Genomic DNA, 24310 nt, shown 5'->3' on the forward strand with positions numbered 1-24310 from the left:
GGAGAAAACCATGTCACACAATCTGCAGTTCTATATCGATGGCGCGTGGGTCGATCCTGTTGTGCCCAACACGCTCGATGTCATCGATCCCTCGAACGAGGATGCCTTCGCGCAGATCTCGCTCGGCTCCAAGGCCGATGTCGACAAGGCGGTGGCCGCCGCCAAGCGCGCCTTCAACACATTCGGTTTCACCTCGGTGGAAGAGCGCCTCGATATCCTCAACCGTATCATCGCGGTCTACAAGAAGCGCAGCAAGGACCTAGCGCTCGCCGTGTCGCGCGAAATGGGCGCGCCGCGCCAGATGGCGCTCGACAGCCAGGTCGGCATTGGGCTGGCGCATCTGAGCAAGATGGCCGAAGTGTTGAAGAACTTCCAGTTCCGCCACGTCAAGGGCAGCGCGCTGATCGTCAAGGAGCCGATCGGCGTCGTCGGCCTGATCACGCCGTGGAACTGGCCGCTGAACCAGATCACCTGCAAGGTCGGTCCCGCGCTCGCCGCCGGCTGCACCATGGTGCTGAAGCCGTCGGAGATCGCGCCGCTCGATGCCATCATCTTCGCCGAAATCATCGACGAGGCCGGTGTGCCGAAGGGCGTGTTCAACCTCGTCAACGGCGACGGTCCCGGCGTCGGCCAGGCGCTGTCCAGCCATCCCGACGTCGACATGATGTCGTTCACCGGCTCGACGCGGGCCGGCATATTGGTGGCCAAGGCCGCCGCCGACACGGTCAAGCGCGTGCATCAGGAACTGGGCGGCAAGTCGGCCAACATCCTGTTCCCGGATGTCGACCTCGCCCGCGCCGTCACCAAGGGCGTCGCCGGCTGCTTCAGCAATAGCGGCCAGTCCTGCAATGCGCCGACCCGTATGTTCGTGCCGCGTGACCGTCATGACGAGGCTGCCGCTCACGCCAAGGCGGCTGCGGAAAAGTTCGTGGTCGGCCCGGCCGACGGCGCCAACACCAAGCTTGGCCCTGTCGTCAGCCAGGTCCAGTTCGACAAGATCCAGGACCTGATCCAGGCCGGCATCGACGAGGGTGCGACGCTGGTCGCCGGCGGCCCCGGCCGCCCGGCCGAACTCAACCGCGGCTACTATGTCAGGCCGACGGTGTTCGCCGACGTCACCCACGACATGCGCATCGCGCGTGAGGAGATCTTCGGGCCGGTGCTGGCGATCCTGCCTTACGACACGGTCGAACAGGCTGTCGAACAGGCCAACGACACCGTCTACGGCCTTGCCTCCTACATCCAGGCCAAGGATATCCAGAAGGCCCGCGACGTGGCCGCGCGCATGCGCTCCGGCAATGTCTACATCAACTACCCGACCTGGGACGCCGGCCTGCCCTTCGGCGGCTACAAGCAGTCGGGCAACGGCCGCGAATACGCCGAATACGGCCTTGAGGATTTCCTCGAGATCAAGGGCATCGCGGGGTATGAGGCGGCTGAGTAGGCGTCGATAAAGTGCACCGCGACAGGCAGCGCATCTACCTAGCGTCAATAGTTCGAAGCCGGCGCCGCCCCTCATCCGCCTGCCGGCACCTTCTCCCCGTATAGTGACGGGGAGAAGGGAAGCAGCGGCGCCTTCGGCGCTTTTCTTGCAACGTTGGCAATTGGCGAAATCATCGATCACTGCGTCTTTCTCCCCGTCACTATACGGGGAGAAATGCCCGGCAGGGCAATGAGGGGCAGCGCTAACGTTCGGACGGGGGCGCGTGCTTGCTTGCCCGCAGCAAGTGGCTGGTGGTAGCCTGGTTGCCATCAGCGGATGAGCCGGAGCTGGAAATGTCAGAGCCCGACGAGAGCCTCTACCAGGTCTTCGTCGACGACAATTTCCATTATCGTGACGAAAGTCATCGGTATCTGGACGGACAGTTCGCAACCTATGAAGAGGCGGTGGCGCACTGTCGCGCCATAGTCGACGGCGAACTGGATAATGCTTTCAAACCGGGAGCAACCGCCGAACAGCGGTTTGAGACATACAGTTTGTTTGGCCTGGATCCGTTCATAAAGTCACCGCCCGGGCGACGGGTCGATCCGCCTTTTTCCGCTTGGGATTATGCAAAGGAGCGGTGCGGAATCCTGCCTCGCGACGCTGCCATTCCAGAAGCCTGATTTTGGGTTCTTCTTGCCAATTGGCAAATACATGCTATATCTCTGCCAATAGCATAGGTGAGCAACATGCAGCTTCAGTCCATCGTCACCACGCCGGCCACGGTCGGGTCAGCCATTTCGGAGGAAGAGGCGGGCGCCCTGGCGCGCACCACGGTCAATCTGTTCAAGGCGTGGAACCTGACCGATCTGGAGGCCTGCATCCTGCTTGGCGGCATGTCGGCGCGGACCTGGGCACGCTGGAAGGAGGGTGGCATCGGCCGCATCGACCGCGACCTGCGCACCCGCATGGCGCATCTGATGGGCATCCACAAAGGTCTGCGCTATCTCTTCACCGAGCCGGCGCGCGGCTATGCCTGGATCCGCAAGCCCAATGCCACCTTCGGCGGCCAGTCGGCGCTCGACCTGATGCTGCGCGGTGAAATCTCCGATCTTGCCGCGATGCGCGAATGGCTCGATGCGGAGCGTGGTGCATGGTGAGTGGGCTCGCGGTCCGGCGCCGCGTCCACTGGCAGCAGACGTTTCGCATCATCCGCTCCATCCATCCGCCGATCGACCTGTTCGAGGACATTGCCGATCCGCGCGACTGGGAGGCGCTGGCCTCCGTCGAGGAGAAGACCAATCCGCGCATCCGCCTGGAGATCGGCGACCTCGGCAAGGTGGCGGCGGCAAGGCGGGTGTCCGGCCCCGGCGCCAGCTTCGTGATGGCGCCCTTCGTGCATTGTTCGACGCTGCGGCCCGGCCGTTTCTCGGATGGCAGCTATGGCCTCTATTATGCCGGCGATAGCGAGGATGTGGCGCTGGCCGAAACCATCCACCACCACCAGAATTTCATGCGCGCCACCAGCGAGGATCCGGGCTGGACAGCTGACTTTCGCGTGCTGATCGGCAGCGTCGACCGCGACCTCGACGACGTCAACGCGGTGCCCGGCGTGCTCGACCCCGACGACTACACCGCCTCGCAGGCGGAAGGGCGGGCACTGCGGGCGGCCGGCAGCGACGGGCTTCTCTGGAACAGCGTGCGCATGCCGGACGGGCAATGCATCGGCATCTTCTGGCCCGACGTCATCCCCGTGCCGGTGCAAGGCCGGCACTACTCCTACCACTGGGACGGCAAGCGTGTGGATTTCGTGCGCCAGCACGATACGGGCAAGGTGCTGGCGGTCACATGATGGTCCACGGGCTCTCCACAGGCGCGGTCAAACGCCGGTCATGAACGCTGTTACGCGCCGGCGGGGATAGAGACCACAGCCGCCGCTCCGGAAGGCGAGTCCGCCTTCTCTCAGTAGTGATAGCGACATTGCGCTATGAACAGGCAGTCTTCGCCTGCGCGGTAAACCAGACGATGCTCCTGCGTGATACGCCGTGACCACCATCCCGATAGTGGCCCGCGCAACGGTTCCGGCTTGCCGGTGCCGGTGAACGGCGTGCGGGTGCATTCCTTGATGAGTGCATTTATGCGTGCAAGCAGTTTTGTGTCGGTCGCCTGCCAGTGCAGATAATCCTCCCATGCGCGCTCATGGAAGATCAGCCTCACTCCGGAAGCTCGCGCTCTGTCCCTTCGCCTTGGTCCAATCCCTGCGTCGCCTCAAGCAAGCGCTCGGCATTACGCGGGCTGCGCAGGAGATGTCGGGTTTCCTCATAAGAGGCGAAATCCTCCACCGACATCAGCACTGCCGCTGGCTTGCCACGGTCGCGCGTGATGATGACCGGTTCATGATCGGCGTTCACGCTGTCTATCGTAGCGGCCAAGTTGCGCCGCAAGTCGCTGTAGGAAGTGGTTCGCATGGGCCATCTTGTACGCGTTTACGTACAAGATGGCAAGGATTTTGAGATCGCTCAATGGCCTAACGCGATTGGCACCCTTCGCCAGCGTTGGCCCGGTCCCGTGCGATCGGAAACGCATTCTCCGATCACCCCAAGGAATGGCATGGATTACCTGCCATATCGTCTCCACCCGATCTATATATCGGTTGAGATCGATGCGAGGTGAAGATGGACCACGACATCATATTGAAGGCGCTGGCGCACCCGTTTCGGCGCGATGTCTTGGCGTGGCTGAAGGAGCCTGAACAGCACTTCGCCGCGCAGGCGCATCCGCTCGAAATGGGGGTCTGCGCCAGCCAGTTCGACCATCGCGGCCTGGCGCAGTCCAGCGTCTCGGCGCATCTGGCGACGCTGGCGTCAGCCGACCTGGTGACAACGCGTCGGGTCGGCCAATGGGTGTTCTACAAGCGTAACGAAGAAACCATCGCCGCCTTCCAGGCCGCCTTGTCCGATCTCTGACGATCCTCCCCATCCTCCCCCCGAATGCATGAAAGGCATTTCTCATGGCTACCCTCTTTGATCCCTTGCGGGCCGGCGATCTCGCGCTGGCGAACCGCATCGTCATGGCGCCGCTTACGCGCAACCGCTCGCCCAATGCGGTGCCCGGCGACCTTTCGGTGACCTATTACGGCCAGCGCGCCACGGCTGGTCTTATCGTGACCGAAGCCACCGCCATCAGCCATCAGGGCCAGGGCTACGCCAACGTGCCCGGCCTCTATGGCGCGGATCAGCTTGCCGGCTGGAAGCGTGTCACCGACGCCGTTCACAAGGCCGGCGGCACGATCGTGGTGCAGCTCTGGCATGTCGGACGCATCTCGCACAATACATTGCAGCCCGGCGGCGGCAAGCCGGTGGCGCCGTCGGCGATCAGGGCAAACTCCAAGACTTTCCTGGTCAAGCCGGATGGCAGCGGCGAGTTCGCCGAGACCTCCGAACCGCGCGCGCTCGAAACCGCCGAACTCCCCGGCATCGTCGATGATTTCCGCCGCGCCGCCAAGGCGGCGATCGAGGTAGCGGGTTTCGACGGCGTCGAGATCCATGGCGCCAATGGCTATCTCGTCGACCAGTTCCTGCGCTCGGGCACCAATCATCGCACCGATGATTATGGCGGCTCGATCGAGAACCGGACGCGCTTCCTGTTCGAGGTGGTCGACGCGGTCACGGGCGCCGTCGGCGCCGGCAGGACCGGGATCAGGCTGTCGCCGGTAACGCCCGCGAACGACACTTGGGATGCCGATCCGCAGCCGCTGTTCAACCATGTCGTGGCCGGCCTGGGCAGTCGCGGCCTGGCGTACGTCCATATCGTCGAAGGCGCGACCGGCGGCGCGCGCGACTTCAGCCAGGGCGACCGGCCGTTCGACTACGAAGAGCTCAAGGCCACCTATCGCAAGGCCGGCGGCACTGGCGCCTGGCTGGTGAACAATGGCTACGACAAGGAACTGGCCGAAAAGGCGGTCGGGGACGGCTATGCCGACCTTGTCGCGTTCGGCAAGCTGTTCATCGCCAATCCCGACCTCGTCAGCCGGCTGAAGCGGAACGCCGGACTGAACGATCCGGACAAGGCGACGTTCTATGGCGGCGACGCCAAGGGTTATACGGATTATCCGACGGCGGCCTGAGCCGCCCATTCCAGGTGGGCTGGCCTTCCGCCTGCCCACAAGACAGCCGGCTCCCCACGGGGGGCCGGTCAGCCATCGCGCTATGCGCGATCGGATGAACATCTGGCCGGGACGCACGGGCGTGGAACCGGGCCTGGCTGAGCGGATTTCTTTTTTGCGGTGACTTGCGGCGATCAAGAATTTGCCTGATCAAGTCGGCGTAAGGTCAACAACCGCCAGACATGGTCCAGATTCCACTGACATGATGCTTCATGGATTTTTGCGATTGATTTCGGGGGCGTGGCAACCTCTCGCCGGTCTCGCCATCCTGTTTGCGCTCGGCGCTCCCGCCATGGCCGCCGACAGCCGCCTGGATGATTGCGCCAACGACAAACTTGGTACCGCCAAGCGGATTGCCGCCTGCAAGAGCGTCATCGAGGACAAGGCGACGACTTCAAGCAATCGGGCGCTCGCCTTTTTCAACCGCGCCAACGCATTGGCGGATATGGGCGCGTATGATTTTGCCATTGCCGATTACGGCGAGGCGATCAGCCTTGATCCGAAAGACGCCGACGCCTTCAACAACCGTGGGCTGGCTTGGGGCCAGAAGAATGACTACGACCGCGCCATCGCCGACTACAGCCAGGCCATCAGCCTCAATCCGCAACTTGCTGTCGCCTACGGCAACCGGGGCATGATCTGGAACGACATCAAGCGCGACTACGTCAAGGCCATCGCGGATCTTGACAAGGCAATCAGCCTCGACCCGGCAAACAGCTCAGCCTACAACAACCGCGGCAATGCCTTTTTGCGCACCGGTGACTACGACCAAGCCATCACCAGTTACAGCCAGGCGATCTTTCTCGATCCGCAAGATCCCGATCAATATTTCAACCTTGGCCTTGCCTGGGCGTACAAGGGCAATGACGCGCGCGCCATCGACGACTTCGGCCAGGCGATCAGCCTCGACCCGAAGCATGTCAATGCCTGGCACCGGCGTGGCGATGCCTGGGCCAGGAAGGGTGACACCGATCGCGCCATATCGGACTACGACGAGGCCATCAGGATCGATCCCAGGGATGGCGAGACCTTTCGCAATCGCGGCGACGTCTGGCGCGGCAAGAAGGATTACGATCGTGCCATTGCCGACTACGGGCAAGCCATCGATGTCAATCCCCGAGACGCGGTGGCCTACAATAATCGTGGCTGGACGTGGTCGCTGAAGGACGACGCCGACCGCGCCATGGCGGATTTCGACAAAGCGGTCGGCATCGATCCGAGCTACGCCAGGGCTTACAACAATCGCGGCCTGATCTGGGCTGACAAGGGTGACCTCGACCGGGCGATCGCGGATTACGATCAGGCAATCATCATCACGCCTGGAGATGCCTGGATCTATAACGACAGGGGCCGGGCCTGGGCATCCAAGGGCGAATACGTCCGCGCCATTTCAGACTACAACGTCGCCATCATGATAAAGCCTGATATGGCGAGCGCTTTCAGGAACCGGGGCTGGGTTTTCAGCCGCAAGGCTCAGTACGACAGCGCCATCGCCGACTACGATCAGGCGATCCGCCTCAACCCGCACTATGCCGCCGCCTACAGGAGCCGGGCCTGGGTGTTCGGCCGCAAAGGCCAGTGTGACCGCGCCATCGCCGATTACGATCAGGCGATCAGCCTCGAACCCAAATATGCCGATGCCTATAGCGGCCGCGGCCGCGTCTGGTTCTACAAGGCGGATTACGACCACGCCATCGCCGATTGCAATCAGGCCATCAGCCTCAGTCTGAAAAATGCCGACGGCTTTGAATGCCGCGGCCTCGTGCGGCAGCACAAAGCCGACTACGACGGCGCGCGTGGCGACTATGACGAAGCCGTCCGCCTCGATCCGAAAAACCCCGATGTCTATGGCGACAGGGGCATGCTCGGCTTCTATTCCGGCTCGCCTGTCAAGGCGCAGGCCGACTTCGAGCAGGCGGCGGCGTTGAAGGCCGACAACGCCTATTATGCGATATGGCTCGACCTCGCCCGCCGCCACAATGGCCTGCCGAGCATTCTGCGCGAGGCCAGGCTCGACATGACGAAATGGCCGGCGCCGCTGGTGCGCATGCTTTTGGGCGACCAGACGCCCGAAATGGCGCTGGCCAACGCCGATGACCCCGACAGCGCGACGAAGAACGAGCATGTCTGCGAGGCCAATGTCTTCATCGCGGAATTCCAGCGGCTGCAGCACCGCGATGACGAGGCCTTGCGGCTCTACCGGCTGGCCCTGAGCGGATGTCCCCGCGATTTCATGGAATTCACCGCGGCCACCAACGCGCTGCGCGCCATGGGCAAGGCGCCGTGAGGTTCCATTGGCGTTCCGGCCTGACTGCTGTGGCAGTGGTGTTCGCGCTCGGCACGGCGGCGACGGCCGCCGGCAAGGACCATGCCGACTGTGTCAATGAAGGGGTGGAAGCCGCCCGCAAGATTGCCGCTTGCACGGCAATCATCGAAGACAAGACGGAGACTTCGGATAACCAAGCTGCGGCCTATTTCAATCGTGCCAGCGTTCTGGCCAGGAGAGGCGACAAGGACGATGCGTTCGCCGATTTCGACAAGGCGATCGGCATCAATCCGGGGCTGTCGGCCGCCTACTACAACAACGGCATCATCCTGGTGCTCAAGGGCGACTATGATCGCGCCATAACGTACCTGGACCAGGCAATCTTCCTCGATCCGGATAGCGCCGAATTCTATTACAACAGAGGCGTTGCCTGGTCTTACAAGAGCAATGACGAGCGCGCGATCGCCGACTACGATGCCGCGATCAAGCTCAATCCCGGAGATGCCAGAGCCTATCACAACCGGGGCCTGAGCTGGGCACGGAAGGGTGATAACGAGCGCGCCATAGCCGATTACGGCCAGGCCATCTCGCTCGATCCGAAAAACGCCAGCTCGTACAACAACCGGGGCGACGCCTGGGACAGCAAGGGCGACGATGATCGCGCGATGGCCGACTACAACCAGGTGATCGACCTCGATCCGAAAAACGTCCATGCCTACTATCGCCGTGGCCTGATCTGGTGGCGCAAGGGCGACGATGGGAGGGCCATCGCGGACTACAGCCAGGTCATCAGCCTCGATCCGACAGACCCCAGCATCCGCTACAACAGAGGTCTGGCGTGGGCGCGCAAGGGCGATGGCGATCGTGCGATCGCCGATTTCGACCAGGCGATCAGCCTCGATCCCAAAATGGCGGCGGCCTATTACGACAGGGGCACCGAATGGCTTAAAAAGGGCGACAGGAACCGCGCCATCACCGATTACAGCGAGGTCATCACGCTCGAACCGACAAACGCCATGGCGTTGAACGATCGGGGTTTCGTCCTGAACGAGTTGGGCGACTATGAGCGTGCGTTTGCCGACCTGGACCGCGCGATCGGTCTCGATCCGAAACAGGCAAAGATTTACAGCAACCGGGCGATTGCCTGGACGGCAAAAGACGATTTTGCTCGCGCTGTGACCGATTACAATCAGGCGATCGCTCTCGATCCGAACTTTCCCAACGCTTATGCGGGCCGGGGTTTCGTGAATTTCTATTCCGGCATGCTGGCCAAGGCAGAGCCCGATTTTGCCAAGGCGGCCGCGCTCGCGCCCGACAATGCCTATTTGGCGATCTGGCTCGACATTATCGACCGGCGCAGTGGCGGCACCAGTCATTTGCGGGAAGCAATTGCCAAGCTCGACATGTCGAAATGGCCAGCGCCGGTGGTCAAGATGCTGCTGGGGCAAAAGACATCCGCCGAGGCCCTTGCCGATGCCGCCACCGGAGACCCCGCGCAAACAAGCGGGCAAGTGTGTGAGGCTAACTTCTACACCGCCGAACTCGACCGGTTGCAGGCCCGCAGCGAAGAGGCAGTGCGGCTTTACCGTGTCGCCGCCAGGACCTGCCCCAAGGGTTACATCGAATATCGTGGCGCCGTTGCCGGCCTGCGCTCGCTGGGCATGCTGCCGTGATGCCTAGACTAAGTGTGTTGGTTGCGCTTCCTGCGCCCGCCGAGGACAGCGAAGATTGAAGCCAATGGCAGACAGCCTTGTCGGCGGCTGGAAAGTCCGCCGCACCATGATCGATTTCCTGACAGGCGCGACCTACCGCTTCGCCGGCGACGCCGTGGTCACGGCTGATGCCTTCACCGAGCATGGGATCATGCGGATCGGCTCCCGCGAAGTGCCGGCAAGCAGGCGCTACCGGCTCGAGCCGGGCGAGCGTTCGACGCGCATTCTGCATGCCGACGGCCGCGACTTCGTCGAGCTGGAGCCGGAGGCGGCGCAGGCCGTGCGCCATCTCTGCGGCGCCGATCTCTATGTCGGGCGTTTCTTCTTTCGCGGGCCGGACGAATGGGCCGAGGCGTGGCGGGTCAAGGGCCCGCGCAAGAATTATGCGAGCCTTGGCCGGTTTTGCCGCCAGTAAGAGCCGCGGATCGCGAAAATCCTGAGATCACCTGGAAGTGGTTGGAAGCAATGCTCGACCTTGGCTAATAAGCTCAAGGCGGCAGCGACAGGTCGAAGCACTTGGCCGAAAATCGAATTGAGGTCTCGATGAGCAAGGGCGAGTTGATCGCGTGGGCCCGCAAATGGAGCTGGCTTACCACACTGGTGATCTTTGTTGTCGGGGTGGTATTCGCGCGGTTTTTGCAGACTGACCCGAACTATACCGATTGCATCGGCCAAAAGGTCGACACAGCCCGGCAAATCGCGGCCTGTACGCAAGTCATCGAACACGGCGCCGTCGGCAGGCGCAGCGTCGCTTACGTCATGCGCGGCAATGGCTGGGTGTCAAAGGGAGACTACGGCCATGCCATTGCCGACTATGACCAGGCGATTGGGCTCGATCCAAAAAACGGCAAGGCGTTCTACAACCGAGGCATGGCATGGCAGCACAAGGGCGACAATGATCGCGCGATGGTCGACTACGACCAGGCGGTCAGCCTCGATCCCAAAATTGTCGATGCCTACAACAATCGGGGCCTGGTGTGGGTTGCCAGGGGTGACAATGATCGTGCCATCGCCGAGTATGACCAGGCGCTCGGCCTCGACCCGAAGCATGCGATTTCCTATTACAACCGGGGTATCGCATGGGCGAACAAGAACGACTATGACCATGCCATTGCCGACTATGGTCAGGCGATCAGTCTCGACCCGAAATTCGCCGCTGTGTACTACAACCGAGGTGTGATCCGGGCTGCCAAGGGCGACAACGATGGCGCCATGGCCGATTACGACCAGGCAATTAGCCTCGATCCGAAAGCGGCCGCCGCCTATAACAATCGAGGTCTGATCTGGGCCACCAGGGGCAACGACGATCGCGCCATCGGCGACTATACCCAGGCGATCAGCCTCGATCCCAAGCATACCGCCTTTTATGCCAACCGAGGCATGGCATGGGCCCGCAAGGGCGACGATGACGCCGCCATTACCGACTACGACAAGGCGGTGGGTGTCGATCCGAAATCTTCATTCTCTTATTTCAACCGAGGCTTGGCGTGGGCCCGCAAGGGCGACAATGACCGCGCGATGACCGACTACGACCAGGCGATCAACCTCGATCCCAAGATCATCAATGCCTATAACAATCGAGGTCTGCTGTGGGCTGCCAAGGGCGATTACGACCGCGCCATTGCCGACTATGATCAAGCCATCGGCCTTGATCCCAAACATGCCGTCCCTTATTCCAATCGAGGCATCGCATGGGTGAGGAAGGGCGACAATGACCGTGCCATTGCCGACTTCGACAAGGCGATCAGCCTCGATCCGAAAAATACGCTCTCTTATTTCAACCGAGGCATGGCATGGGCCCACAAGGGCGACAATGACCGCGCGATCGCGGACTACAGCCAGGTAATCAGCCTCGATCCGAAAAGCGCCGATGCCAACAACAATCGAGGCCTGCTGTGGGTTGCCAAAGGTGACAACGACCGCGCCATATCAGACTACGATCGGGCGATCGACCTCAATCCGAAACGCGCCGTGTTTTATTCCAACCGCGGCGCCGCATGGGCGAACAAAGGCAATAATAACCGTGCCATCGCCGACTACAACGAAGCAATCAGCCTCGATCCAAAGAATGCCATGGCGTTCTACAACAGAGGCAGGACCAGGTCGTTTCAGGGCGACAATGACAACGCGATGGCGGATTACGATCAGGCGATCAGCCTCGATCCCAAGATGGTCGATGGCTACAACAACAGAGGCAAGACGTGGGTTGCCAAGGGGGACAATGACCGCGCCATATCCGACTATGATCAGGCGCTTAGGCTCGATCCGAAACATGTCATCTCTTATTTCAACCGAGGCATCGCATGGGCAAACAAGGGCAATGACGATCAAGCCATTGCCGATGAAAACCAGGCCATAAGTATCGATCCAAAATTTGCCGAAGCATACGGCGGTCGAGGGATGGCATGGGCTGACAAGGGCGACAATGCGCGAGCCTTGGCCGATCTCGACAAAGGGATTTCCCTCAATCCAAAAGATGCCGCCATCTATTATAGCCGGGGGATCGTCTCCTTCTATTCCTGCGCGCTGGCCAAGGCGAGGGCCGATTTCGAACAGGTGGCCACGCTCAAGCCCGACTTTGCCTATTCCGCGATATGGCTGGATTTGGCCAATCGGCGCGCTGGCCTGGGCAGTCATTTGCCGGGCTGGATCGGCAAGGTCGACATGACCAAATGGCCGGCACCTGTGGTTCGGATGTTGCTTGGCGAACAGACACCAGCCGATGCACTCAAGGCCGCCGACGATCCGGATGCGACCACGAAAACCGGGCAGGTCTGCGAGGCCAATTTCTATACGGCCGAACTCAGCCGGTTACAGGGCCAAAACGATGAAGCGCTGCAGCTTTACCGGGCCGCCATCAGCGGCTGCCCCAAAGGCTTCTACGAATATCAAGCGGCCAAGGCCGCGCTGCGCGAGCTGGGCGTGTCGCTGTAATCAAGGCATTGGAGATGGCGTATACCAATTTTTGGTATATGCTGGCATCATTGATCAAAGGATGATCCCGTGCCCCGAAATACCTCTGTCTCCCTTGGCGATCATTTCGCTGATTTCATCGACACGCAGGTTGAGACCGGCCGTTATGGTTCGGCAAGTGATGTCGTGCGTGCCGGTCTGCGGTTGCTTGAAGAGCATGAGGCCAAGGTCCGTGCGTTGCAGAACGCCCTCATCGCCGGCGAAGAATCTGGTGCGCCCATTGCCTTCGACAGCGCTTCGTTCCTGAGCAAGGCGCGGGCCAAACATGCCAGGTGAGCGCCGCTAATATCGATCCGATGGCGCCGGAGGGAAACCCCTAAGTCGCTGGCTTCAATGCCTGAGGATCTTGCTCAGAAAAGCGCGGCTGCGATCTGTCTTGGGGTGTGAGAAGAACTCGTCGGGCGTACCGCTTTCGACGATGGCGCCGGCGTCCATAAACACGACACGCTGGGCGACCTTGCGGGCAAAGCCCATTTCGTGTGTCACCACCATCATGGTCATGCCTTCCTCGGCGACCGCCACCATGACGTCGAGCACTTCCGAAATCATCTCGGGGTCGAGCGCGGAGGTCGGTTCGTCGAACAGCATGATTTTCGGCCTCATGCCGAGGCAGCGGGCGATCGCCACGCGCTGCTGCTGGCCGCCGGAGAGCTGTGCGGGGTAAGCATTGACCTTGTCGGCCAGGCCGACCTTGGCCAGCAGTTCGCGGCCGGCCTTTTCGGCCTCTGCGCGTGGGATCTTGCGGACATGGACGGGGGCCAGCGTGACGTTTTCGAGCGCGGTCTTGTGCGGGTAGAGGTTGAAGGACTGGAAGACGAAGCCGATCTCGGTGCGCAGCTGCGTCATGTTGGTGGCGGGGTCGCCGACACGCTGGCCGTCAACGACGAGATCGCCGTCCTTGATCGTCTCCAGGCCGTTGATGCAGCGGATCAGCGTGCTCTTGCCGGAGCCGCTCGGGCCGCAGACGACGACCACTTCGCGCGGCTCGACGCTGAGCGTGATGTCCTTCAACACGTTGAGCGCGCCGAACCATTTGTTGACGCCGCGAAAGTCGATCATCCCGGTTTTGGCTGGGCCGGTTTTGGTTTGGGTTGGCTTGGTCATGTTGGCCGCACCTCTAGGGTTCGATGTCACAGCTGCACCTCGCCATGGGCCGCGCCCATGCGGCGCTCGAGCCGACGGGCCAGCATGATCAGGGGATAGCAGACGATGAAATAGCCGACGCCGACCAGGAAGAAGACCAGCAGCCCGTTGGGTACGCGCTGCACCACCAGCCAGCCGACGCGGGTGAGGTCGGTCAGGCCGATGGCCGAGACGACGGAAGAATCCTTGATCAGCAGCACATATTGCCCGACCAGCGGCGGCAGCACGATGCGCATGGCCTGCGGCAGCACGACCTGGCGCATGCGCTGCCAGCGCGACAGGCCGGACGCCAGTGCTGCCTCGACCTGGCCAGTCGGCACCGAACGGATGCCGGCGGCGACGATCTCGCAGATGAAGCAGGCGGCGAGATTGGTCAGCGCGATGATGCCGGCGGTGAAGGCGTCGAGCTCGATGCCGAATTCCGGCAGGATGAAGAAGATCAGGAAAATCTGCACCAGGAACGGCGTGCCGCGGATGAGATCGACCCAGGCGCCGATGACGCTCGAGATCAGCCGGTTGCCGCCGGTGCGCAAGATGCCGAGGCCAAAGCCGAGCAAGGTGCCCAGCACCAGGCTGATCAGCGACAGCACCACGGTCATGCCGAGGCCGCGCAGTGCGAGGGGATAGGAGCCGGCGAGGCTGAGGAATTGTTGCCAGATCATGCGCGTGCCCCCGCCGAGCCGAGCCAGCGGCTGGAGACAACGGCCAGTCCCTTCAGGCAATAGTAGAGCAGCAAATAGAAGGCGGCGATGGTGACAAAACCTTCCGCCGGCATGAAGCGGTCGGACGCCAGCAGTTGCCCGGCGCGCGTCAGCTCGGCGACCGAGATCAGCGACAGCAGCGCGGAATCCTTGACCAGCACGATCGCCTGGCCGAGCAGCGGCGGGATCGTCACCTTGAAGGCTTGCGGCAGCACGACCAGGCGCATGCGCTGGACATAGGTCATGCCGGAAGCGACGCTCGCCTCGACCTGGCCGCGCGGGATCGACAGAATGCCGGCGCGAATGATTTCAGCGATATAGGCGCCGCTGTTCAATGACAAAGCGAGGATGCCGACGACCAGTTCCGGCAGGACGAAGCCGAGCCGGGGCAAGCCGAAATAGAGGAAATAGAGCTGCGCCAGCAGGGGCGTGGCGCGCACGGCGTCGATATAGGCCTTGGCTGGCGCGCGAAACAGCCAGCCACGCTGCAAATTCATGGCGCACAGCACGATGCCGACGACGAGCGCGCCGACAAAGGAGAGCGCAGACAGCCAGACGGTCGTGACCAGGCCCTGCCCGAACAGCGGCAGATATTCGACGATGGTGCGGAAACTGAAATTTTCGAGCATGGGTGCGCGGCGGTGGGAGGGAAGAGGGAAGAGGGAAGAGGCAGTAGGGAGTAGTGAGTAGCGAGTAGCGAGTAGTGAGTAGCGTCAGGAATGGCCATTCACTATTCACTAATTCCTACTCACTACTCACTAACCCTATTCCTCAGTGATCCTTCTTCCAGGCGTCGGAATTCACCCAGTGGTCGAGGTTCTTCTGCAGGCGGCCGTCGATTGTGACCTGGTTGAGGAACAGGTTCATCCAGACCAGCAGGTCCGGCTCGTCATAGCGGGTGGCGAAGGCAAGCGGCTCCTTCGACAGCAAGTCCGGCATGATGGTGAAGCTGCCGGCCGGATAGGCTGTCGACTGGCCCTTGACCGCCGAGACGTCGTTGACGCCGCAATCGGCCTGGCCGTTGTTGACGGCGTCGAGCAGCAGCGGGCCGCCGCCCTTGTAGCTCTTGATGTCGGCATCGGGGAAGGCGGTCTTGGCTTCCTTCTCGCCGGTGGCGCCGAGCAGCACGGCGATCTTGGTGCCCTTGGCCTTGCAGTCCTCGGTGGTCTTGAACTTGCTGTCGGCCTTGGTGAAGACGGTGCTGCCCGTATACATGTAAGGCGTGGTGAAGGCGACTTTCATGCCGCGCGCCAGCGTCGGCGTCATGTCGGCGACCAGCAGATCGGCCTTGCCCGACAAGAGCGCTGGGATCAGGCCGTCCCAGTCGAAGTCGAGGAATTTGATTTTGACGCCCATTTCCTTGGCCATCAACTCGGCGAGTTCGACCGAACTGCCGGTGCGTTCGCCATTGGCGCCGACCAGCGAGAAGGGCGGTCCCTGCGTCTGCACGGCGACGCGCAGTTCGCCGCGCTTGGTGATCTCGTCGAGCGTTCCGGCGCTCGCTGCCGTGGCGAGCCCGGCAAGGGCCAGCCCGGCGATGAAAAGTCTGGCAATCTTCATTTTGATATTCCTCCCTGTTGTCGTCTTGTTGTTTTGCCCGCGGGTTTCCTTGGGCGCTTTTTTGAGCGGCGGCGCCGTTTGCCGGCGGGCCGTTCGAAAATCCTCAGTCCCAGGCCACTGTCTCGGCAACCTTGATGCCGCGTTTGGCCAGCGCGTCGAAGAAGGGTTCGTCGGGCACATGCAGCAGCGGGTTCAAAAGACCTGGTGTGGTGATCTCGCGCCGCGCCAGCATCTGCGCCACGATGCTGGCGGGGTAGCCGACGCCGAGGCTCATGCCGAACAGGCCCGACGCCAGGTCGCGCTCGATGATCAAATCGGATGTCACCGTCTTGGCGCGGCCACCTTCGAGGCCGGAAAAGACATTGCGCATCACGCACAGGTCCTTTTCGCCAGGGCCATATTGCAGTTGCGGCCCGAGCAGCCGGCCGAGGAATTCGCGTGGGCTGCTGGAGGTGCCGGGCACCTTGTCTTCCGAGAGGAAGCCAAGCTCCTTCAGCGGCGCCCAGAAGGCCGACCATCCCGGCCAGCGCAGCGTGTAGCGGCCCGAGCGGCGCAGCCCTTCTGCCCCGGGAAGCATCTCGACATAGTGCAGCGCGTCGCCATTGGGGAAGGCTTCCAGCCGGCCAAGGCCGGCGACCTCGATCTCGTGGATGAAAGGGCTGTCGTGCTGGCGGGCGGCGGGCACGGCGACGCGTTTGCCGTCCTCGATCATCACGCTGTCGCGGTTCTGGCTGACCAGGACCATGTCGAAGTTCCAGCTCACCTTGTAGCAGAGGGGCTTCGCCATCGCCTTCGGTTCGGGAATGCCGCCGCAATAGGAATCGATTGATGTGATGGTGTCGAACTGCCTTGCGGCGCGGGCGTAGAGCACGAGGTCGATGCCGGGGTCGAGCCCGCATTCGGTCATGATCGAAACGCCGGCCCGTTCGGCTTCCGGCGCCAGGTCGGCGATGGCCTTGCCGTAGTTGGTGGTGACCAGCGGCGTGCGGGTCGCGATCGCGGCTTGCACCGCCTCGCGCATCAGCGGCTGCGGCAGCAAATCGATGACGGCGTCGGCGTCAGCCAGCACATCGGCAAGCGCCGGGCCGATCGAGCCTTCAGGCACGACGAAGCGCACGCGGGAAAGATCGGTCAGATCAGCCAGCCGGGCCGCGCCGTCGGCTGCTGTATCGACGCAGATCACCTCGTCGACACCGCTGGCAACGAGATCGGCGATGGCGGCCCGGCCTTGCAGGCCGAGGCCGCCGAGAACCGCGATCTTCATGCCGGCTCCTTGCGCGCGTCTTCAGACCAGCAGCCTTCCGGCAGGCTGACCCATTTGTTACAGGACGCCATGACGACGAAGGTCTCGCTGCGCATGACCTCGCCCGGCTCGCCGGCGCCGGGGATCAGCTCGCTGGTGACGCGGTAGAGATCGGCGACGTCACCGGCCACGGTCACGTCGACGATGATGTCGAAGCGCCCGGTGACCACCGAAGCCGAGTTGACGAAGGGCAGTTCGGAAATGCGCTGCGCCAGCTCGCGGGCCCGGCCGCGGCCCTGGGCGTTGATGCCGACAATGGCCGAGATCAGCTCGGGCCGCTCGGTCAAGTTCAACAGGCCGACGATCTTGAGCAAATTGCGGTCAAGCAGATTGCGCAGCCGCGAGCGCACCGTCGGCACCGAAATCGCCAAGATCTCGGCGAGGCGGTTGATGCCCGGCTGGGCGTCCTGCGACAGCTGTTTGACCAGCCGTCGATCGGTCAGATCGAGATGTTCCCGCAAAGTGTCCGTCTTTCATAAATGAGATAAATTGGCGGATTTTTCTTTCTTATGTGAAAATACCTTATGGGTAATTTTTAATAACAGCAAGGCCTGTATCGTCTCGGGGCCACGACCCTCTCCTCATCCATGCAGGGAGGCAGGATAAAGCGCTCGGTAGTGGATTTATCGAAGCCACCGCACGGGCCGGCCTCGAGGGGCGCGGTGCGCAGGCTGGGAAGGTGTGGTCTTCCGCTCTACTCTTGCGTCTTCGAATTCAAGGGGGTTAGGCGAGCTCGGTGGGCTCTGGCGTGGCGCGCAGGCGGCCGATATCGCGCAGGGGCGGCGCACCGAACAGGCGGGCATATTCACGGCTGAACTGGGAAGCGCTTTCATAGCCGACGGAGAAGGCGACGCCGGCCGCATCGCCTGACGTGGCGAGCAGGCGCCGGCGCGCTTCATTGAGGCGGATGCGCTTCTGGTACTGGATCGGCGTCATCGCCGTGACCGCCTTGAAGTGGCGGTGGAACACCGAAGCGCTCATGCCAGCTGTCCGGGCAAGATCCTCGACGCGGAACGGTTCGGCATAGTGGTCGCGGATCCAGCCCAGCGCGCGGCGAACCTGCGACAAGCGGCTGTCGGCGCCGGCAATCTGGCGCAGCATGGCGCCTTGCGGTCCCTGCAGCAGCCGAAACAGGATTTCGCGTTCGAGCAACGGCGCCAGCACAGGGATTTCGGCCGGATGATCGATGAGCTCGATCATGCGCAGCCATGCATCGACCAGCGCCTCGTCGGCCCGGCTGACGGCAAAGCCATGGCCGATCGGCGGCTCGGCAACGGGCGGCATGTCGAGCAGCAGCGAGGCGATGAGCGTGGTGTCGAAGGCCAGGCTGACTGAGAGGTAGGGATGTTGCGGGCTGGCCTGCACAACCTTGCCGACGGCCGGCACCTCGACCGCGGCGATGAAGTAACGGCCGGCGTCGTAATGCAGCAGCTGATCGCCGATCATGACGGATTTGGCGCCCTGCAGGACCAGGCAAAGCGTTGGGTCGTAGAGGCCCGGCAACGGCCCGGTCGTCGCCTCGCCCTTCATGATGGCGACGCGGGGAATGCCGGTTTCGGTCAGCCGGCCGCGCGCATGGCGCATCACCAGCGCTTTGAGGTCGTCGAGCGATTTCATCACAGCCTGTAGATCGCATCGGCGCGGCCGGCAATCAAGCTTCCGGCAGGAATAGGCAAGAACTCACCAGTTTTCGGCACGCGGCGGCCAGCGGTCCGCCCCATCTCTGCCGCAGACCAACCACGGATCAAACTGGAGATGGAAATGACCGACAAGACCGCATTGGTGACCGGTGCCAACAAGAGCATCGGCTACGAAACCGCGCGCCGGCTGGGCAAAGCGGGCTACAGGGTTTGGCTGGGCAGCCGCGACAGGGAACGCGGCGAAGCGGCGGCAGCCGAGCTCAGGCAAAAGGGCCATGACGTGCGCGTGCTGGATATCGACGTCGCCAGCGACGCCAGCGTCAAGGCGGCCGCCCTGCGCGTCCTGCAGGAAGACGGGCGTCTCGATGTGCTCGTCAACAATGCCGGCATCCTGGGCGGCCCAGTTCTGGCCCCCAGCGAGGAGCCCGTCGATGTCATCAAGGATGTCTACGAGGTCAATGTCTTTGGCCCGATCCGCACCACTCAGGCCTTCCTGCCGCTGCTCAAGGCAGCTCCGCGCGCCAATGTGGTGATGGTTTCCAGCGGGCTGGGGTCACTCGGCGGCTTGACCGATCCGGCCAATGAATTCTACGCGATCAATATCCTTGGCTACAACAGCTCCAAGACGGCGCTCAACGCCGCCACCGTTGCCTTCTCGAAGGAGCTTGCCGCGGCTGATATCAAGGTCAATTCAGCCGATCCCGGCTATACCGCGACGGACTTCAACGGACACAGCGGCTATCGCACCGTGGAGCAGGCAGCCGAGATCATTGTTCGCCTGGCGACCCTGGACGAGAACGGCCCGACCGGCGGCTATTTCTACGATGAGGGTCCGTTGCCCTGGTGAGACCCGCCAGGCGACCCGTTTCGGCTCAACCTAGCGCCGCAGCCAGCAGCTTTGCCTGCGGCGTCAGCTCGTCGAAGCTGCGGGCGCAGAGGTTGAGCTGGCGCGTCGCCCAGTCGTCGCTGAGCCGCAGGCTGCGCAGCGTACGGGCCGAGCGGCGCGCGGCACTTTCCGGCACGATGGCGATGCCCGCACCTTGCGCGACCAGCCGGCAGACATTGTCGAGGCCGGGCACGCGGATGCGGATGTGCAGATGGCCGCCAAGCCGGGCGGCCTGGCGGGTGATGTGCTCCTGCAGGGCGTGGCCGAGGCTGAGGCCAACGAAGGATTCGCTCAGGATGTCGGCGAGGCTGACGGCGTGTCCTTCGAGGCCGGGCCAGTTCCGCGCGGTGATCACCACCAGCCGGTCGACGAAGAACGGTCTTTGTTCGAGATGCGAAAGGCCGGCCCAGGTCGCGGCAATGCCGAGATCGGCGGCACCGCTGGCCACCGCCTCGGCGATTTCGTGGCTGGGGCGTTCGTCCAAATCGATGTCGATGCCGGGATGCGCGACGAGGAAGGCGGGCAGGCTGTCGCGCAGCAGCTCGGCCGTGGCGGCGGTGTTGGCCATCAGCCGCACACGGGCACGCAGCCCGCCGGCATAGGCGCCGAGATCGCCGGCCATCGCCTCTATCTGGTTCTGCACGGCGCGCGCATGGTGCAGCAGCGCCTGCCCGGCGGCCGTCGGCACGACGCCGCGGCGGCGGCGTTCCAGCAGCGGCGCGCCGAGCCGCTCCTCCATGCCCTTGATGCGGGCGCTGGCCGAAGCCAGCGCCAGCCCGGCGAGTTCGGCGCCATGGGTGATGCTGCCGCGCTCGGCCACCAGCAGGAACAGCCGGAGATCGGTGAGATCGAAGCGCATTTTTTTGCTCCCTGCAAAACGGTCTGGCAGTTCGGAAAGCTGGCTGACTTCGGCGATCAGCCTTCGTCTCAGCCGAAGGCTGGCAGCGCAACTTCCACATTGTGCGCGGGCCGCATCTCCGTCAAATCTTTTGCGGTGGAGATGTGCGATGAGTGACAAGACCTCAGGCCGGCAAGGGCTCGGCATCCTTGAAAGCGCGGCGATCGTGCTGGCCGTTGCCGTGGCTTCGCTTGCCATGGTGCAGGCACAGCCCGGGTTGCGGGGATGTACGACAACGGCGGCTTCAATCAGCCCCGATGCCGCGCCGGCGAGATCCAACCGGGATGCCGATGCGACGGACATGCTGCTGCATGACTGATCCCGTGGTGAAGGTGCCGTCATGCTGAATACCGGCATCATTGCCTGGATCGGCGCCATCTTTATCGCCGCCGGTCTCGTCAAGGGCGTCGTCGGCATGGGGTTGCCGACCGTGGCGATGGGATTGTTGGCGGTGACGATGCCGCCGACCGAGGCGGCCGCCTTGCTGTTGATCCCGTCGCTGGTCACCAATCTCTGGCAGTTGTTCACCGGTCCATCTTTCGGCGGCCTGTGCAAGCGGCTGTGGACGATGATGGCCGGCATCATGCTCGGCACCGTCGCCGGGGCAGGGGTACTCACCGGCGCGCACGCCGGCGCGGCCTCGGCAGGGTTGGGCGCAGCCCTTGTGCTTTACGCCGTTCTCGGCCTGCTCAAGCTTGGCTTCATCACGCCGGCGCGCCACGAGGCCTTGATGTCACCGCTGGTCGGCGTGGCGACCGGGCTGGTCACCGGCGCCACCGGTGTCTTCGTCATCCCGGCGGTGCCCTATCTGCAATCGCTGCGGCTGGAGAGGGAAGACCTCATCCAGGCGCTCGGCCTGTCCTTCACCATCTCGACGGCGGCCCTTGCCATCGGCCTGTTCAGAACGGGCGCGCTGGCGTCGCCGACGGCCCAATTGACCGGGTCGATCCTGGCGCTGCTGCCGGCGCTGGCCGGCATGTTCATCGGCCAGGCGCTGCGCCAGAAAATGAGCGTCGAGACTTTTCGCAAGGTGTTCTTCGCGGGGCTGCTGGTGCTGGGGGTGTATCTGGTATTGGAGACCGCGCTCTAGTCCTCAGCGTCACGTAGCGTCCCACGGAGACCTTGTTGTCATGGTCCGGCGCAAACGTTGGTTCGGTTGTGGCGGTGCGTCGAGACGTGCCAGAAACGCAGCGTAGACATCCGGCTCGACAGTAAAGACGACACGGTCGAACAACGCGTCTTCAACTGCGCGCCGCGACGCTTCAAGCATGAAGTCCTTGCACATGGATGCTCCTTCCCTGCGTTTTGCAGCATAGCATAACGACAATATCACTACGATCTGTCGGTCCGGCCGGTTGGTTTACCCAATGACGAGTCGTGCCCTCACTCGGCAATCGACCGGATAACCCGCGCCGGGTTTCCGCCGACAAGTGTGTTCGCGGGAACGTCCTTGGTCACCACTGAGCCCGCCGCGACGACAGCGTTTTCGCCCACCGTCACGCCGCCGATGACCATTGCGCCGGCGGCGATCCAGACATTGCGTTCAATCACGATCGGCTTGGCGGTGGTGAAGGCGCGCCGCCGCGACGGTTCGAGCGGGTGGCCTGAGGTGATGAGGCTGACATTCGGCCCGATCAGCACATCGTCGGCAATGTCGAGCCCGCCAAGATCATAAAACGTGCAGTTCTGATTGATGAAGACATTGCGGCCAATGCGGGTATCGGCGCCGCCGGTCGCGTAGAAGGGCGGGATCAGCAGAAAACTGTCATCCACTTGTCTGCCGATGAGGTCGCTGAACAGGGCGCGGACCTCGTCCGCGTCGTTGAACGTCAAGCGGTTGAGACGGGCGGTGATCGCCATCGCCCGTTTGACGTCCGCCAGCATGGCCGCCGATTCCGGCGTTCTCCCGGCGATTGTCCGGGTGCGACCGTCATCCACCATTCGCTGTTTTCCTCCCGGCGCGGTCGAACGAATGTCGGACACATGCCGGATTCTGCCTCTGAGGGCCAGGACTTAGCGAACCGCAGTTCAGAACGCAGCTATCGCCTTGGCGATCACGGCGAAAGGCAGTACCAGGGACAGCGGCGCGTCATCGAGACGGACCGCACCGTAACCCTCATACCAGTGTGCCGCCTGTTCCCCTTTGGCATCGATAAGCAGGGCAACGCCGCCGACTTCCTCCGCGACTGCCATACAGCGCTTCCCGGCGGCGAGCAGCAAACCGTCGCCGAGGCCGCGGCCTTGTATCGTACGATCCACTGCGAGCCGACCTAGACGGTAGACCGGCACGTCATAGCGGCCAAGGCCGCGTCTGGCGATTGCTGGAGTCCGGGCAAAGTCGATCGAAGCCGGGCTGAGAGAATAGAACCCGAGGATGCGCGAAGGATCTTGCGCCGTCACGGCAGCGAAAGTTTTCGCGCCACCGCTTTCATGATTTTGACGGGCGAAGCGCTGCAAATAGGTGTTGAGGTCCGCGTCGCCGCAGTCGAAGGCGGCACGGTCATGCTGTTTACCGATCGGCACTTCTTGCCACGTGATGGAGCTCACGCGAGGGTCTGACCGGCCTTGGCAGCGCGGATAAGGCGGTCGGTCGGGGAGGGTGGGTTTTCAAGCAGGTCGAGGATGAGCAGGCTGTCACGTTCTGACAGCGCAAGATGTTCGGCGCGCTCGATCGTGGCCTGGGCGTCACGCAGTGCGGAGCGCGTAACGAACTCGGTCAGGCCGACATTCGACAAGGCCGCCGCACGGGCGATCACGGCTTTCGCTTCGGGCGAAATCCGGAAATCAATTCGACCGCTGTCACTGACGTTGCGGGGCATAGGTGTCTCCTTTGCTCACGATAATACAGTACGGATTGAATCCGTACAATATAAATCCAGCCGCATGAACCTCAAGGGCATGCGAAGAGCGCGCCGGTCGATCTATTACCGAACCACCAGCACCGGGATCTCAGTGTAGGACAGCACTTCCGCCGTCTGGCTGCCCAGAAGCAGCTTGCCCAGCCCGCGGCGGCCGTGAGAGGCCATCACGATCAGGTCGCAGCCTTGCGCCTGCGACAGTTCCAGGATCGCCTCGGCGGGCCGTTTGTCCTCGACATGGACCACCTCGGCGAACACGCCGGCCGCCTCGGCTGAAGCCTTGCACTTGGCCAGAACCTCCTTGCCGTATTTGCGCGCCTCTTCCTGGTAGACGGCCAGTTCATCGCCGGCGGCAAAGCCGGCCATGGCGCCGCCCCAGGCGAAGATCGGGAATTGTTCCGAGACCGTGACGAAGGTGACGGTGGCGCCGATGCCTTTTGCCAGCGTGAGGCCATGGGCAACGCCCTTGTCGGCCAGTTCCGATCCGTCGGTGGCGATGAGCAGATGTTTGTACATGATGATCAGACCTGTTGTGCAAGGGCTTGCGCCCTTCGGGGTGGCGGGAGCCTTGTCGGGCTGACCTTGATATAAGTTCGCTACCGGCTCCATCACAGGGCCAGCTTGATGCGGATGAAGGCCAGGCAAGGGCAGTTTGGGAACTCGCGCCAATGTCGGGCCATTCCGGTGCAGCCTGCCATCAGCGATGCGGTCACCTGGCTGCAAACATTGCCGATCACAAACGATTGGCCGCCGAGCATGCCCGCCGGCCAATCGTGAAACGC

At 62.9% G+C, this 24310-nt stretch carries 30 protein-coding genes; 14 read left to right on the forward strand and 16 right to left on the reverse strand.

Annotated features, from left to right (window positions below):
- Positions 1-10: 10 nt before the first annotated feature.
- From CKW40_RS13975 to CKW40_RS13995, 4 genes are all read left to right on the forward strand, one after another.
- Entirely contained in the window at positions 11-1444 is a 1434-nt protein-coding gene (locus CKW40_RS13975; protein WP_095200485.1) for an aldehyde dehydrogenase family protein, read from the forward strand.
- 266 nt (positions 1445-1710) lie between these two features.
- On the forward strand, positions 1711-2106 hold the full coding sequence (locus tag CKW40_RS13985) for a hypothetical protein (protein WP_143748288.1): 396 nt from the start codon (positions 1711-1713) through the stop codon (positions 2104-2106).
- 66 nt (positions 2107-2172) lie between these two features.
- Positions 2173-2583 carry an MbcA/ParS/Xre antitoxin family protein gene (locus CKW40_RS13990; RefSeq protein WP_027030275.1) on the forward strand — a complete coding sequence of 137 codons (411 nt, stop codon included), beginning with the start codon at positions 2173-2175 and terminating at the stop codon, positions 2581-2583.
- Positions 2577-3275, forward strand: a complete 699-nt coding sequence (locus CKW40_RS13995; RefSeq protein WP_095200487.1) for an RES family NAD+ phosphorylase — start codon at positions 2577-2579, stop codon at positions 3273-3275. Before CKW40_RS13990 ends, CKW40_RS13995 begins: the two co-directional genes overlap by 7 nt.
- Positions 3276-3385: 110 nt before the next feature.
- Here the strand turns inward: CKW40_RS13995 and CKW40_RS14000 are convergent, their stop codons facing one another.
- Both CKW40_RS14000 and CKW40_RS14005 read right to left on the reverse strand, forming a co-directional pair.
- Complete coding sequence (locus CKW40_RS14000) at positions 3386-3640, reverse strand: Txe/YoeB family addiction module toxin (protein ID WP_095200488.1); 255 nt, start codon at positions 3638-3640, stop codon at positions 3386-3388.
- On the reverse strand, positions 3637-3891 hold the full coding sequence (locus CKW40_RS14005) for a type II toxin-antitoxin system Phd/YefM family antitoxin (protein WP_027044330.1): 255 nt from the start codon (positions 3889-3891) through the stop codon (positions 3637-3639). Before CKW40_RS14005 ends, CKW40_RS14000 begins: the two co-directional genes overlap by 4 nt.
- Positions 3892-4098: 207 nt before the next feature.
- Here CKW40_RS14005 and CKW40_RS14010 point away from each other — a divergent pair, with 207 nt between their 5' ends.
- The 7 genes from CKW40_RS14010 (at position 4099) to CKW40_RS14040 (ending at position 12815) form a co-directional block, all read left to right on the forward strand.
- Positions 4099-4389 (forward strand): ArsR/SmtB family transcription factor, encoded by a 291-nt coding sequence (locus CKW40_RS14010; protein WP_013894257.1) that lies wholly within the window; start codon positions 4099-4101, stop codon positions 4387-4389.
- A 44-nt stretch (positions 4390-4433) separates the two neighbouring features.
- The gene (locus tag CKW40_RS14015; RefSeq protein WP_095200489.1) at positions 4434-5549 is read left to right on the forward strand and encodes an alkene reductase; all 1116 of its coding nucleotides are present in this window, start codon (positions 4434-4436) and stop codon (positions 5547-5549) included.
- Between the two features lie 265 nt (positions 5550-5814).
- The gene (locus CKW40_RS14020) at positions 5815-7875 is read left to right on the forward strand and encodes a tetratricopeptide repeat protein (RefSeq protein ID WP_179297960.1); all 2061 of its coding nucleotides are present in this window, start codon (positions 5815-5817) and stop codon (positions 7873-7875) included.
- A complete protein-coding gene (locus CKW40_RS14025) occupies positions 7872-9527 on the forward strand; it encodes a tetratricopeptide repeat protein (RefSeq protein ID WP_179297961.1) in 1656 nt (551 codons plus the stop codon). Before CKW40_RS14020 ends, CKW40_RS14025 begins: the two co-directional genes overlap by 4 nt.
- A gap of 64 nt (positions 9528-9591) precedes the next feature.
- Entirely contained in the window at positions 9592-9981 is a 390-nt protein-coding gene (locus CKW40_RS14030) for a DUF6314 family protein (protein WP_095200492.1), read from the forward strand.
- A gap of 128 nt (positions 9982-10109) precedes the next feature.
- The gene (locus CKW40_RS14035; RefSeq protein WP_095200493.1) at positions 10110-12500 is read left to right on the forward strand and encodes a tetratricopeptide repeat protein; all 2391 of its coding nucleotides are present in this window, start codon (positions 10110-10112) and stop codon (positions 12498-12500) included.
- Positions 12501-12569: 69 nt separating this feature from the next.
- Positions 12570-12815 carry a type II toxin-antitoxin system ParD family antitoxin gene (locus CKW40_RS14040; RefSeq protein ID WP_095200494.1) on the forward strand — a complete coding sequence of 82 codons (246 nt, stop codon included), beginning with the start codon at positions 12570-12572 and terminating at the stop codon, positions 12813-12815.
- 54 nt (positions 12816-12869) lie between these two features.
- On the opposite strand, the gene CKW40_RS14045 is transcribed toward CKW40_RS14040, so the two are convergent.
- The 7 genes from CKW40_RS14045 to CKW40_RS14075 all read right to left on the reverse strand — a co-directional run bounded on the left by CKW40_RS14045 (position 12870) and on the right by CKW40_RS14075 (position 18866).
- Positions 12870-13598, reverse strand: a complete 729-nt coding sequence (locus tag CKW40_RS14045; protein ID WP_095200700.1) for an amino acid ABC transporter ATP-binding protein — start codon at positions 13596-13598, stop codon at positions 12870-12872.
- 71 nt (positions 13599-13669) lie between these two features.
- Positions 13670-14344 (reverse strand): amino acid ABC transporter permease, encoded by a 675-nt coding sequence (locus CKW40_RS14050; protein WP_019859628.1) that lies wholly within the window; start codon positions 14342-14344, stop codon positions 13670-13672.
- Positions 14341-15012 (reverse strand): amino acid ABC transporter permease, encoded by a 672-nt coding sequence (locus tag CKW40_RS14055; protein WP_095200495.1) that lies wholly within the window; start codon positions 15010-15012, stop codon positions 14341-14343. The genes CKW40_RS14050 and CKW40_RS14055 overlap by 4 nt, the downstream gene beginning before the upstream one ends.
- Positions 15013-15154: 142 nt before the next feature.
- Entirely contained in the window at positions 15155-15943 is a 789-nt protein-coding gene (locus CKW40_RS14060; RefSeq protein WP_095200496.1) for an ABC transporter substrate-binding protein, read from the reverse strand.
- 103 nt (positions 15944-16046) lie between these two features.
- Positions 16047-17207, reverse strand: a complete 1161-nt coding sequence (locus CKW40_RS14065; protein ID WP_095200497.1) for a saccharopine dehydrogenase family protein — start codon at positions 17205-17207, stop codon at positions 16047-16049.
- Positions 17204-17707, reverse strand: a complete 504-nt coding sequence (locus tag CKW40_RS14070; protein ID WP_095200498.1) for an Lrp/AsnC family transcriptional regulator — start codon at positions 17705-17707, stop codon at positions 17204-17206. The genes CKW40_RS14065 and CKW40_RS14070 overlap by 4 nt, the downstream gene beginning before the upstream one ends.
- A 262-nt stretch (positions 17708-17969) precedes the next feature.
- Positions 17970-18866, reverse strand: coding sequence for an AraC family transcriptional regulator (locus CKW40_RS14075; RefSeq protein WP_095200499.1), 897 nt, complete (start codon positions 18864-18866; stop codon positions 17970-17972).
- Positions 18867-19001: 135 nt separating this feature from the next.
- Between CKW40_RS14075 and CKW40_RS14080 the strand changes: the two genes are divergently transcribed.
- A complete protein-coding gene (locus tag CKW40_RS14080) occupies positions 19002-19733 on the forward strand; it encodes an SDR family oxidoreductase (RefSeq protein WP_095200500.1) in 732 nt (243 codons plus the stop codon).
- 25 nt (positions 19734-19758) lie between these two features.
- On the opposite strand, the gene CKW40_RS14085 is transcribed toward CKW40_RS14080, so the two are convergent.
- Positions 19759-20631, reverse strand: a complete 873-nt coding sequence (locus CKW40_RS14085) for a LysR substrate-binding domain-containing protein (protein WP_095200501.1) — start codon at positions 20629-20631, stop codon at positions 19759-19761.
- A gap of 148 nt (positions 20632-20779) precedes the next feature.
- Here CKW40_RS14085 and CKW40_RS14090 point away from each other — a divergent pair, with 148 nt between their 5' ends.
- The gene (locus CKW40_RS14090) at positions 20780-20989 is read left to right on the forward strand and encodes a hypothetical protein (protein WP_095200502.1); all 210 of its coding nucleotides are present in this window, start codon (positions 20780-20782) and stop codon (positions 20987-20989) included.
- 21 nt (positions 20990-21010) lie between these two features.
- Entirely contained in the window at positions 21011-21760 is a 750-nt protein-coding gene (locus CKW40_RS14095; protein ID WP_095200503.1) for a sulfite exporter TauE/SafE family protein, read from the forward strand.
- A gap of 9 nt (positions 21761-21769) precedes the next feature.
- Here CKW40_RS14095 and CKW40_RS14100 read toward each other — a convergent pair whose 3' ends face one another.
- The 6 genes from CKW40_RS14100 to CKW40_RS43745 all read right to left on the reverse strand — a co-directional run bounded on the left by CKW40_RS14100 (position 21770) and on the right by CKW40_RS43745 (position 24286).
- Complete coding sequence (locus CKW40_RS14100) at positions 21770-21955, reverse strand: type II toxin-antitoxin system TacA family antitoxin (RefSeq protein WP_095200504.1); 186 nt, start codon at positions 21953-21955, stop codon at positions 21770-21772.
- A gap of 98 nt (positions 21956-22053) precedes the next feature.
- Positions 22054-22611: a sugar O-acetyltransferase gene (locus CKW40_RS14105; RefSeq protein ID WP_095200505.1), complete on the reverse strand. Its 558-nt coding sequence runs from the start codon at positions 22609-22611 to the stop codon at positions 22054-22056.
- An 87-nt stretch (positions 22612-22698) separates the two neighbouring features.
- Positions 22699-23217, reverse strand: a complete 519-nt coding sequence (locus CKW40_RS14110) for a GNAT family N-acetyltransferase (RefSeq protein ID WP_095200506.1) — start codon at positions 23215-23217, stop codon at positions 22699-22701.
- A complete protein-coding gene (locus CKW40_RS14115; RefSeq protein ID WP_095200507.1) occupies positions 23214-23489 on the reverse strand; it encodes a type II toxin-antitoxin system TacA family antitoxin in 276 nt (91 codons plus the stop codon). Before CKW40_RS14115 ends, CKW40_RS14110 begins: the two co-directional genes overlap by 4 nt.
- 105 nt (positions 23490-23594) lie before the next feature.
- A complete protein-coding gene (locus CKW40_RS14120; RefSeq protein ID WP_095200508.1) occupies positions 23595-24044 on the reverse strand; it encodes a universal stress protein in 450 nt (149 codons plus the stop codon).
- A 92-nt stretch (positions 24045-24136) separates the two neighbouring features.
- Complete coding sequence (locus CKW40_RS43745) at positions 24137-24286, reverse strand: hypothetical protein (protein WP_179297962.1); 150 nt, start codon at positions 24284-24286, stop codon at positions 24137-24139.
- Positions 24287-24310 lie beyond the last annotated feature (24 nt).

The organism is Mesorhizobium carmichaelinearum (assembly GCF_900199455.1).
Taxonomy (GTDB): domain Bacteria; phylum Pseudomonadota; class Alphaproteobacteria; order Rhizobiales; family Rhizobiaceae; genus Mesorhizobium; species Mesorhizobium carmichaelinearum.